Annotated in this window: 6 protein-coding genes; 5 read left to right on the top strand and 1 reads right to left on the bottom strand. The window is 46.8% G+C overall.

The window, feature by feature from the left end; genetic code table 11:
- The first annotated feature begins 2 nt into the window (after positions 1–2).
- The 4 genes from GJV22_RS03265 (at position 3) to GJV22_RS03250 (ending at position 6,342) form a co-directional block, all read left to right on the top strand.
- On the top strand, positions 3–2,549 hold the full coding sequence (locus GJV22_RS03265; protein WP_163708627.1) for a TonB-dependent receptor: 2,547 nt from the start codon (positions 3–5) through the stop codon (positions 2,547–2,549).
- 230 nt (positions 2,550–2,779) lie between these two features.
- Positions 2,780–3,427, top strand: coding sequence for a hypothetical protein (locus GJV22_RS03260; protein WP_163708624.1), 648 nt, complete (start codon positions 2,780–2,782; stop codon positions 3,425–3,427).
- 196 nt (positions 3,428–3,623) lie between these two features.
- Positions 3,624–4,520, top strand: a complete 897-nt coding sequence (locus GJV22_RS03255; RefSeq protein WP_163708620.1) for a hypothetical protein — start codon at positions 3,624–3,626, stop codon at positions 4,518–4,520.
- 106 nt (positions 4,521–4,626) lie between these two features.
- Positions 4,627–6,342: a PNGase F N-terminal domain-containing protein gene (locus tag GJV22_RS03250; protein ID WP_163708617.1), complete on the top strand. Its 1,716-nt coding sequence runs from the start codon at positions 4,627–4,629 to the stop codon at positions 6,340–6,342.
- Positions 6,343–6,411: 69 nt separating this feature from the next.
- On the opposite strand, the gene GJV22_RS03245 is transcribed toward GJV22_RS03250, so the two are convergent.
- The gene (locus tag GJV22_RS03245; RefSeq protein WP_163708615.1) at positions 6,412–9,132 is read right to left on the bottom strand and encodes a 4-alpha-glucanotransferase; all 2,721 of its coding nucleotides are present in this window, start codon (positions 9,130–9,132) and stop codon (positions 6,412–6,414) included.
- 324 nt (positions 9,133–9,456) lie between these two features.
- Between GJV22_RS03245 and ccsB the strand changes: the two genes are divergently transcribed.
- A complete protein-coding gene (gene ccsB / locus GJV22_RS03240; RefSeq protein ID WP_163708613.1) occupies positions 9,457–12,504 on the top strand; it encodes a c-type cytochrome biogenesis protein CcsB in 3,048 nt (1,015 codons plus the stop codon).
- The last annotated feature ends 106 nt before the right edge of the window (positions 12,505–12,610 follow it).

The raw sequence follows: 12,610 nt of genomic DNA, 5'->3' as shown, positions 1-12,610 counted from the left end.
TTTTGAAAAACGTCCTGCTACTGATCAGTCTTTTGCTGTCAAGTTTGGTTGGTTTTAGCCAGCAACTTGATCTGCACTACAGGGAAAAACCGCTGAATGAGGTTTTATTGGAGTTGCGCGATGCGTATGGGTTTCAGTTGTCGTTCGATAATGAGCACCTTTCGCTGTTCCCGATCACAGTCGATCACAGCTTTCCCGATCTGTCCGAAGCTTTGGACTATTTATTGAAAAACCTTCCGCTTACATACGAAAAAGCCGGTGAGGTTTTTTTGATATACAACCGTCAGCAAGAGCAACAGCTGCCTGTTGTGTTTCGTTTCTCAGGTTTGGTGAAGGATGAGTTTAGCGGTGAGCATTTGCCTTTTGCCCATGTGGTCGTCAATGACAAGGGAATGATTACTGATCGGAACGGGGCATTCTCCTTTCGTTCCAAGACCGACAGCCTTTTTTACCTCCGCATTTCTTACCTGGGCTATTATTTACTCGATACTTTGGTGACTTCGGGCCCAAACCAATCCTTCAACTTAAAACCTTCGCTTATTCGGCTGAAAGAAATTCAGGTTGAAGGGACGCCCCTTGTTCGTTCCGAACAGATGGGGCAACAAGCCGGTGAGATTCGGTTGAACCACCAGGTAGCCGGCAGTTTACCCGGCTATGGCGACAACTCGGTTTTCAACTTACTGCGTCTGCAACCGGGTATTTTAGCAGCCGGTGAGCAATCGAACGATTTGATTATTCGTGGTAGCTATGCGGGGCAAAGCCAGGTGTTGTTTGATGGTTTCACCTTGTTTGGAATGAAAAACTTCAACGACAACATCAGCGCCGTAAACCCGTTTATGGCGAAAGATATCCGGCTGATGAAAGGTGGTTTTTCAGCCGAGTACGGCGGTCGGGTTGGCGGTATTGTCCAGATCACGGGGGTGAATGGTAGTACCGCTGATTTCCAGGCCCAATTAGCGGTAAACAATATGACCATGAATGGCTGGTTCAGTATTCCCCTGGGCAAACAAACAGCGCTGGTTATGGCGATGCGGCAAACTTACTATGAACTGTACGACAAGAACCAATTGACACTGGGAACCAGTGGCCGTTCGGGGCGCGGAACTTCGGTCGACCGCTATGTATTTCCGGACTACAACTTCCGGGACCTGAACGTCAAGTTTTCGGGGAAGAGCGGTAAAGGCGATTTTTACAGCCTGAGTTTTTTCCGGGGGCAGGATCGCTATGTGTACGGGCTGGAATACGAAACACAGAGTCAGCGCAACCAGTTGACTTATGAAGATGAGGAGACCAACCACCAGTACGGCGCGTCGGCGCGTTACAGCAAGGCCTGGGCGAGTGGCTTGCGGTCGGAGCTAACAGCTGCTTGTTCCTCGCTCGAGACGCAGGTAACAAACTTGCGCGAGTCGGCAGGGCAGCAGGGCGGAAGTGGTGGCAGCGGAAACGGGCAGGGCGGAAGCAGTGGCGGATCAGGCTCGGGCACCAGTTGGATTACCGATACGGATGATTATAACCAGAATAAGATTGACGAATTTCGGCTCGACCTGCAAAATCATTTGGTGCTTAGCCCGGCTCATAAACTGGGGTTTGGTGCCGGTCTGGTCGAAAATGTCGTTCATTTCCGGGAAGATTCGTTTGCGGTGAACCTGGCTCATGAAAAATATTCGCTTTCGCGCCTGAATGCTTACCTGGAGGATCATATCTCGGTTAGCCGTGAATTTCAACTAACAGCAGGTTTGCGTGCCGATTGGGCTTTCGATTTAAACAGGGTAGATCTGCAGCCCCGTATTTCGGCAGCTTATGCGCTCACCGATGCCTGGAAGCTCACCGCTTCGTGGGGTACCTACCGGCAATATATTTCGCACAGCTCGGTGGTCGATCCGCTGGGGAACTTTCGTTATCTCTGGACTATTTGTAACGATGCTGATATTCCGGTGCTGTGGTCGCAACAAGCCATTTGGGGATTAGGCTGGCACAAAAACGGCTACCTCATCAGCGCGGAAGGCTACCGGAAACATACCAAAGGGCTGAGTCGCTATGTCGAGACAAGCGAAGGAACCGGTTTATTCCAGGGCGAAGCGAAAACCTCGGGGCTCGATTTGTTTGTGAAAAAAGATTGGAAAGAACATTCGTTTTGGGTGGCCTACACCTTGAGTGAAACAAAAGAACACTTCTCGTATTTTGATTCAGGAGAATATTTACGGGCATTACACGACCAGAGGCACGAGCTGAAAACGGCTGCATTGCTCAATTTTAATCCGGTTTACTTGTCGGTCAACTATGTATTTGGCTCCGGTTTCCCTAATCTACTGGATGATCCGTCGGTGGACGGGCGCGCCTATCACCGGCTGGATATAGCGGTAAGCTACCGGTTTATTAAGCCGAAATACAGCCTCGAAGCCGGCGTCTCGGTGCTGAATGTATTCAACTACGAAAACATCAAGTACGACAACTTCGTCCGCATTCCCGACGACCAGGATGCTACGCTCAATGTTGCAGCCGAAGCCGTTCCTTTTACCCCAACCATGTTTGTGAAGCTGGCTTTCTAGATAGAGCAAAAGATATTCGACGTGAGCTATTAGATGTGGATGAAGCGGTTTTCAACCGCTTGGTGGATCGGCGGATAGAATTTGCTGCACCTGATTTTTTCGTCTTATTATCACCTTTTCACATCAGTACTAAATTTTTTTGAAAATTTTCCACTCGAAGGTAGGGTATGCAAACATTTGTGCGGTTAGCATACGAAAAAGAATCAATAACATACTTAAATTGATAGGTTATGAAAACAATCACACGCACACTCGCAACCTTGGTTTTAGCATTAATTTTTGCCAGTCCGGCAGCTTTTGCTCAAACCGAAACACCCATCCAGGATCAGATCAAACTGCAGACGAAAGATCAGCTGAAAGATGGATCCTGTGATGAGACGAAACCGACCCAGGATCAGGATCAACTGAAAACCCGCGACCGGTTGCACCTGACTGATGAACAGGTTGCTTTAATGACTCAAAGTCAGGAAAATGCCAAACAGTTCAGAGCGGCCTTTGTGGCAACCTTGTCTGAGGAACAGCTGGCTATTTTGGAAAACGCCGAGATGACTCGCGAACAAAAACGCGAAGCGCTGATGGCTACGCTCAATGCCGAACAAATGGAAATGGTTCAGGCACAGGAACAAGTCAGGGAGGCAAGCCGGCAACAATTGCGTAATGGTGTTGGCTCCGAACAGATGACGCAAACGCGCCAACGCCTGCAACAAACCGAAAACTGTGAGAATGCTGCTGCCGTGCAGGAACAGGTTCGCCAACGGGCAAGTCAGCAAGCTCAGCAACAAGCACAAGAGCAGGCACAACAGGAAGCTAAACAACAAGGATCTGACAATGCCGGAGCTAGTGGTAGTGGCAACGGTAATGGACGTGGGGGTAACTAGTTGATTCGTAGATGGAGCCGCTTCCAAAGTGGCTTCATTTTCTTTTTGTCTGACTATAAAACATCATTGCGAAGGTCGGGACGCAACCCGTTCTTTTTCCCGGGGAGCTTGATTCGTCTTTTCGGCTTGTCGTGAAAGAAATCGGAGTTCTCAAAAAAAGATCGCAAACGGGAGCACATTACATAAAAAGATTGTCATGAAACGGATTGCTTTATTGCTTGGCTTGTTGGTGGTATTATCGTTGCCGATTGTCGCGCAGCGAACAGATATTTTGGAGAAAGACCGGTTTACGCGGATCGATTCGTTGCTGAACGACGTGCTGTTTGGCGACGACGATCTGTATGCGATTTTCAAAGGGAAGAAGCATTTTCAGTTTATTTATGCCGGGACCAATTACAACAGCCGAACTTATTTTGCCGGCCGCGAAATTGAAGACAAGCAGTATAACCTTTCCGGTCAGCTTTACTACATGCACTCCCTTGGTTTTTTCACCGGTGTTTCGGGGAGTTGGTACAGCCAGCTCGACCCGGCATACCGCACCACCGTTATCAGTGCCGGATTTGGGAAGGGATTGAAAAAACTCAACTTCCTGCGTTATCGCGCTTCGGTCGACTATTTCCTGTTTCATATTGACGATTTTGATCCGCTGTACAACTCGAGTTTAAACGCGGGCATCACCCTCAAGTCCAAATCGCTGGGAACGCGTTTGGATGGCTCGTTGCTGATGGGGCAGGAGTTTGGTCAGCAGGTGTCGTGGGATGTTTATGCCTACCTGAACCTGATCAAATTCGGGCGCTTCGATTACCTGCGTCTGGAGCCCGAAGTGAGTTTGTTCTGGGGTTCCGAAGCTGCCGAGTTTTTACTGAATGAAGCTTATTTTGATGAAACCACGCAGACCGAAATTTCAAGCTACTACAAAGATGTTTTTGGCTTGCTGAACATCCAGTTGCAGTTGCCGCTGAGCCTGAGTTGGAAAAGCTTCGACCTCGAAGTATCGTACAATTACAACCTGCCACAAACCATTGGCGACGGCGAATCCTACGCTGAATCGTCTTATTTCCGCATATCGCTGGGCTATATTTTTAATTTGTAAAAGCCCTGATTTCAACACCCAAATAAATTCTACCGGCTGATATTTTATTCCGTCATTGAATGTTTGACGCCTTTGACCTATTTTTAGGGCAAACAAATTAAACGGAATGTACAGAAAAGGAATTTTAGTATTGTTGATCGCAGTTTGCTCCGTGGGCTTTGCCAGTAGCAAAGATGCTGACAAGAGTGGACGAGTTGAATATTCGACCTGGAGAAACGGTGAAGTTGTTCCGGACGGGGATAAAATGGTGCTGGAATACACCGATTATATCGCTAAAAGTTGGATCGACCAGTCGGGGAAAAAGCTGATACCGGAAGTGCCTATGCAGGTGAATTACCTGTCATATAACGACTCCGTCATAATTCGTCAGGCAACCTTTATGAATGGCGATCGCTTTTTTACAACGAACGATTTTCTGCTGCCCGATGGTTTTCTGCCGGAAGGAAAGCCTGAGCGGATTTTGGGCTACAGATGTCAAAAATATGTTGGCTCATCGTTTTCCAATAAAATTGAATTGTGGGTAACAAGCAAGACCGGCTTGCAGGGAACGCCCATGTTGTATTTCCCGTTTGCCGAAGCAGTGGTTATGAGATACGTTCGGAACGGAAACTCGGGATGGGAAGCAACAAACATCGATTTCTACAAAAAAGGCAAAATTCCGGAGATCATACCGGCAGATATGGGAGTCGGAACCGATGACGTCGATTTTAGCCGTCGCCTGGCAAACGCTTTTGTCAAGGAAGTTCCGGTTTTTACCAGGCAACAACTAAACTGGGGCGGTAACATTGAAAATCCGAAAGGCGAATATACCGACTCGCTGTATCGCTTTGCCGGAGGTACAGTGGTGGTAAAACGCGTGAAATTGCCCGAAGTACCCGATGGAACATCTGTTTTTGCTGAAGTAACAGAACAGTCGAACGGTGATGCCTACGACCGGACAGGATCTGTTTTTGTAATTCCGGTTGACAAGGCCCGCAGTTTCCTCGATGGCTTGACGGATGGCGTAGATTCGCTGCCGCAATATACCAGCAAAGAAGGGAAGGTTTATCAAGGTGTTGTGGAAACAACGGATTACGATCCGCTGATTGAACTGATGCGTTTCTTTACGCCGTTTGGGGTGCATCATTTTAACAAGAAACGTGATGTCGGCATTCAGTGGTCTGACTCGGTAACCTACAAGCAGGATGTATCCGATCTGATGCCGGTGTTAAAAGGAGAGTGCTGGATTGGCGTTTTCGTGGGCAACTACGATGGCGGCGGTCACAAGGTGAGCCTGAATTTGAAATATTACCTGAACGAGCAGGAAGTGTCGGAAAAGCCTGCCAAAAAATACTGGGTGCAACCGGTTTTCAATACCACCAACGTGTTGGAAATGGCTGGTCAGGAATACGGAACGATGTTTGGCACGGATACGCTGACTGTTGACTTTGACGTTCCTGAAGGAGTGAAAAATGTGACTTTCCGTTACATCACAACCGGTCATGGTGGCTGGGGGGGGGGCGACGAGTTTGTGCAGAAAAAGAATGAACTGTTTATCGACGATGAACCGTTTTTCAGCTTTACGCCCTGGCGGGTCGACTGTGGAACGTATCGGGCTTCGAACCCGGCGTCGGGTAATTTTTGGAATGGACTGTCGTCGTCCGATTACAGCCGCTCTGGCTGGTGCCCCGGAACGGTTTCGTATCCGTATTTCACACCAGTGGACAATCTGAAGCCGGGCAAGCATCGCATCCGGGTTTATATTCCCTTGGGCGAACGGGAAGGGAATATGTTCAGTGCGTGGAATGTTTCGGGCGTGTTTGTCGGCGAGATTGAGAGATAATACTGAAAAACGATCAATACAACAACGGGCTTCTCCTTGTGGGGGAAGCCCGTTGTTTGTTCAGGGCATTTAATAGTCCGAATTGCGCCCCGATATTTTAATCAAGGCAAGCAGGTGCGCATTGAACCGGTCTGCCTTCTTCAAATCCTCAATGCTTTGATGCATGCGGTAACGCCATTTGTGGCGAACATTTTCCGGCAGGTTAATTTGTTCCTGCTGGGTTTCGTTCCAACGCAAATCACCATCTATCGCCAATAAATCCTGAATGGGGAATGTAGCCCACATGGCAGGTGAATACAGATGCTGTGTGATGATTTGTTCACAAATATTGGGTTCGGCAAAGTATGGGGCTGCACCCCAGTTCCCTAGTTCCTGGTTGTAGAAAAGCTGCGTTTTGGCACGATCTTCTTCCCACCAGCCTCGGATGGTTGACATGTCGTGGGTCGAGGTTGTGCAAACCGACAGGTAAGGCGCATCAGACGGATGGGCAAACTTCCTTGTTGGATCTTTGGGCATGCGTTGAATCTCGAGGCTGAGAAGGTTTAGTTTCGCCATAACTTCGGGAACGCATGCGGGAATCATTCCCAAATCTTCACCACATACCAACATGTTGCCTACCGAGGTGATTGCCGGCAATTTTTCCATCCCTTTTGTTTTCCAAAAATCTTCGTGTCGTTTGAAGAAATAGGTATTGTAAATCTCTTCCAACCGTTCTTTCGTCCAGTAATCCAACTCCTCATACGAACTGGTTTTCTGCATTAAAATACGGGGGTGCCACTGGTTGTATCCGGTGCTCACTAAAATCAAATTAGCAGCCAGATCGAACAAACCATTGCGCAAAAAGCGATTGCGATCATCCAGCTCTTCTTCTTCAATGTTCTTTAAAAAGTGAGCGTTAATTTTTTGCTGGGTGTTGAAGGCCTCTTTCAACCGGTATTTTTGGTCACCCAGATCATCCAGGAAATTGCTGATGATGGTTTCCGTTTCTTCACCAAACTGATTAACCAGCAAATGATAGCGAATGTACGGTTGCGTGAACCGGTCGTAATTAAAATGAATGCCATAGCTCTCAATTTCCTCGGCCGTTAGCGGGAGGGCGGGGTTGAAGTGCCCAAGCAGGGATTCAACAGCATCAATGGGCACTTCCCAGATGCGAAAAAAACCGAGGATGTGGTCAATCCGGTAGGTGTCGAAATAGTCAGCCATTTTCTGCATGCGACGGGTCCACCAGGCGTAGTTGTCTTTGGCCATTTCATCCCAATTGTAGGTCGGGAACCCCCAGTTCTGTCCCTTCTCTGCAAATTCATCGGGTGGAGCTCCGGCTTGCGCATCGAGGTTGAACAGATGTGGCTCGGTCCAGGCTTCCACGCTGTGAGGACTGATGCCAATCGGAATATCACCTTTCAGTATAATCCCTTTTTTGCGGGCATAGAGGGCAGCTTCTTTGAGTTGCTTGTCTAAATGATATTGAATGAAATAGTGAATGACAACGTCGTCGCGGCTTGGAGCTCCCGGTTCGCTTAAGGCTTCAATCTTGTAGCGGTCGTAATGGCGGAAATCTCCCCATTGGCTAAAATCTGCGGTTTTAAACTGATCGCGTAAGTAGACAAAGGCTGCATACGGAACCAGCCATTCTTTATTGGACCTAAAAAACTGCTTGAAGCCGGAACTGTTCAAAAGCTTCTCCCCATCCTGATCGTACATCAGCTTATAATAACGTGATTTCAACCGGTGCACTTCGGGGTAGTCGACATGTTCTTCTGCCTTCAGTCGTTCGCGGTAGGCCTCAAATTCAGCTTGCAGCTTCTGATCGTTGAGGCTACCAATTTTCTCAAGGTTGAGGTAAATCGGGTGCAAGGCCATCACCGAAATTGACTTGTACGGATAGGAGTCGAGCCAATTGTGCGAGGCTACCGTTTCGTTGACCGGTAACACCTGCACCATTTTCATGCCAACTGTTTGTGCCCAGTCGATAAAGTCGATCAGGTCGTTGAATTCGCCAACACCAAAGCTTTTCTCGCTGCGCAGTGAAAATACAGGAACAGCGACACCAGCTCCTTTCCAGTTTCCCAAAGGATAGTGAAAATGATTATCGGATTTCAAATAAATATAGCTTGAATCCATGGTCGGAAGTTCACTGATCTCGTGATCAAAGCCTTCTTCCAGTGTTGCCAGCTTGTCTTGTGTGACATCCCATATGCCGTATTTGTAATTAATGGGGTAGTGAAGTTCGGTCGCATTAATTTGTCCTGTCCAAACCGGAAAATCGTTCCCGCATTCCAGAATCAGTGGTCTCGACTTATCCCAATTGCCCAGTTGGTTCTGATTTCCAAGAACGCACACTTTATAATTGCCGCTTATGCGGGGAACGTTTATTTTGAATTGAAAAATTTGATCAGCGCTAGAACGTTTCACGGCCGATTTATTTTTGCCCGGTTTCATGATCACGTTTAGAAAAGACGAGGTGTAAAGGACTTTCTCGGCAGGCGTCGGGTTGTGCCATTTGTCAGCCAAAAACAGCCTGTGGACGGAATGCTCGTGTGGGTCTATAAAACGATTCTCGCATCCTTCCCAGTGTATCACACCCGATGCGTCGAGCATGATGTATTTATATTCCACCCGTTTTTCTCCGGGATCAAGCTCCAGGCTGGCTTCCCAAAAAACATTGCTTAGGCTGTTAAGGGGAACCGCTTTTTCCGGTTGCCAGTTCCCCAGTTCATCGGTCGAACCGGATATAAAAACTTGTTGGCCAAAGGTGGTTGAATAATGTAAGTTAAATGTGAGTTTCATAGTTTGCTCAGTTCTTTAGGTCAATTTCGATATTTAACATGAAAGTACGATAAAAAGAGAATTCGGTTAATTGACTTTCCTCGTTTTTGGGGCCGATCGGTTTTAAAACATAAATATGTACGATTTTATGACTCGTGATCTATTGGATTGAATGCAAGTAAGTTTTGAACCGTTTAAAAAGTGATCGTTACTTTTTAAATGTGCGCAACATAAGCTTTGTCAACTAAAATGTCTAATAAGTGTTAATGTTGGTGCAAGTCAAGGGACTTGCGTTTTATGTTGGATTCAAAAATGTTATTTTCAACCCAATAAATAATCAACCTTATGAAAAAACTTTATCAGTTTCTGACTTCCATGCCATTCATGGGGTTTTTATTACTGGTTTTTGCTTTCTCTATGGCCATAGCAACATTCACTGAAAGCAGCTATGGGACGCCTGCCGCCAAAAGCATTATTTACAATACCCATTGGTTCGAGCTGGTTTTGGTGTTGCTCGGGTTTAACCTCATGGTTAATTTTCTTCGTTATAAAATGTATACCCGTCGCAAACTGGTGGTGGGTCTTTTCCATATTTCTTTTGTAATTATTGTTATTGGAGCGGCTATTACGCGTTACATCAGTTTCGAAGGGGTGATGCATATTCGCGAAGGGCAAAGTTCCAGCTCGATTGTGTCGACCGATACTTACTTGACCATTGAAACTGCCGATCAAAAGATTAAGAAAAAAGTACTTTTTTCTGAACTGCGTTCCGGCGGATTTAATAAGTCGATCGAAATTGAAGGTCAACGCATCAATTTTAAGTCTGTCGGTTATGTAACGAATGCGGTGAAAACTCCGGTTGATCATCCGTCGGGAGAACCGATGGTTGATTTTGTTGTTTCGGCCGGGCAGGGGATGGAGCCTTTCACGTTTAAGAAGGGAGAAACCGTCAATTTGGGATCTGCAGTTGTTGGGTTCAGCCCGGAAGCGAATATCCGTTTCGAACAGGAAGGTGACGATTTGTATGTTGCTACAGATCGCGACCTTGAAATTCGTTCAATGACCGGCTCGGAGCCTGTCCAAATGGCGGCGGGGAGCCGCCAGCCTGTTTTGCCAATGCATCTGTATGCTTTCGATAATTACCTGATGTTAGTGAAGAAATTTTACCCGCACGCTTTGATGCGGGTTAGTAAAGACAGCAAGGGCAATTCGGCTGAAGATGCCGTGATTATGGAAGTTTCCGATGGCAGCCGGGTTTCGACCTTAAATGTTTTCGGCCGGTCGGGGCAAATCGGCACCCCATTGGTATATCATGTTGGTAATACGCATGTGAACATTTCATACGGATCGGAACTGATTAAATTGCCATTTTCACTTTACCTGGATGATTTTCAGTTGGAGCGCTACATTGGATCAGATAGCCCATCTTCTTTTGCCAGCGAAATAAAACTCATCGACAAAGAGCAAGGTGTTAATCGGGATGTTCGGATCTTTATGAATAATACCTTGAAATACCGAGGATTTCGATTTTACCAATCGTCCTATGATCAGGATGAGTTGGGCACTGTTTTGTCAGTCAATAAAGACTTTTTGGGAACAGCGGTGACCTACCTTGGCTATCTGTTGATGGCCCTTGGGATGATTTTGGCGATGTTCTCGAAGAACTCGTATTTCCAGCACTTGGTTCGTCACCTGAAAGAATTGAATAAAGTTGGTGTTGCCGGGATTGTGTTGTTGGGAATTTTTGCCGGCACTCCGGCAATGGCGAACGATGCAACTTTAAACGGGATACCGGCTTTAGACCAGGATTTGGTGAGCGACTTTTCGGAGTTGTGGGTTCATGGTCACGACGGGCGGATCGAGCCAATGTCGACCCTGAACAATGAAATCCTTCGGAAGCTGAGTCGGAAATCGTCGTTCGAAGGGAAATCCCCAGATGAAGTTGTGCTCAGCATGAATCTGTATCCGGAGTTTTGGCGGACTGTACCGATTATCAAAGTAGAATCGGAGGTGGGAGCTCAGCTTGGTATAGCCGGGAAATATGCTACTGTTGTCGATTTCTTTGACGAAAACGGGCAGTACCGGATTTTAAATGAGGTTCAGGCAGCCTATAAGAAAATGCCGGCGTTTAGAAGCCAACTTGAAAAAGACTATTTATATGTCGATGAGCGGGTAAATATCTGTTTTATGATATTCAACGGTGAGTTTTTCACCTTCTTCCCGCCATCAAACCAAAAAGACGCTTGGTTCGCGGTAGGTAGTAACCCTACCGGATATCCGCACGGCGATTCCCTCTTTGTAACGAATAGTTTCAAGCTGTTGCGGGAATCATTGAATCCGGGAGCGGAAATTCAGCCCCGTCAAATAATGGCTACTATTGCCAGTTTTCAACAGAAGTTTGGTGCTGAAATTCTTCCGTCGGAACAGAAGAAGTCTGCTGAAATATTCTACAATGATTTTCAACCTTTCAAGAAAGTCTTCCCCTGGTATTTGCTGTTGGGAGTTGCCTTGCTGGTTGTGCTCTTCGTCAATATTTTCAGATTGAAGACTGTCAGCAATCCGGTAAAATACACGTTCGTTGGATTGATTGTTCTGGCGTTCTTTATTCACACGATTGGCTTAGGGCTGCGTTGGTACGTGTCGGGCCATGCTCCTTGGAGCAATGGGTACGAGTCGATGGTTTATGTAGCTTGGGCGGCTATGCTAGCCGGAATTATCTTCGGGCGAAAATACCCGTTGGTATTGGGGACCGCTGCATTTTTAGCAGGGATCATTCTTTTCGTCGCTCATCTGAATTGGATGAATCCGGAAATTACCCATCTGGTTCCGGTGCTTAAATCGTATTGGTTGCTGATTCATGTGGCGGTCATTACTGCGAGCTACGGATTTATAGGATTGAGTTCCTTCCTCGGGATGTTGGTGTTGATTTTATATGCATTAATGCAGGAACGGAATAAAAAGAACATCAATTATTTTACCGATCAGTTATCAACGATTAGTGAGCTGTCGGCTACGCTTGGTTTGTACATGCTGGCTATTGGAACGTTCCTTGGCGGTGTGTGGGCCAACGAAAGCTGGGGGCGCTATTGGGGTTGGGACCCGAAGGAAACCTGGGCCTTGATTACGGTTATTATTTTCGCATTTATCGTTCACATGCGGTTTATCCCGGGCTTAAAGGGGCGATTCAATTTTAATGTTGCTACCGTGATTGGTTTCAGCTCAGTACTGATGACTTACTTTGGTGTAAACTATTTTCTGAGCGGCATGCATTCATACGGAAAAGGGAGTGTTGACGGCGTTCACTGGTCCGTGTATGCGGCGGGTTTAGCGATTGCCCTACTTATTTTTGTGGCTTACAGCAAATACCGGAAATACGAAGCGGAACAGGTTTAATCTGTCAATTTTAATCGTCTAGCAGCTGGTGTAGAACAGCTCTGAAACAATTTTACAGTTATTCTGAAATATTATCTTTGCCCGGTTAGTTCGAGGGTTTAATTAT

The sequence above is a fragment of the Mangrovibacterium lignilyticum genome (genome assembly GCF_010882175.1).
GTDB lineage: Bacteria > Bacteroidota > Bacteroidia > Bacteroidales > Prolixibacteraceae > Mangrovibacterium > Mangrovibacterium lignilyticum.
The sequence above is the reverse complement of the archived record's forward strand: the minus strand, read 5'-3'. Positions and strand labels throughout refer to the sequence as shown.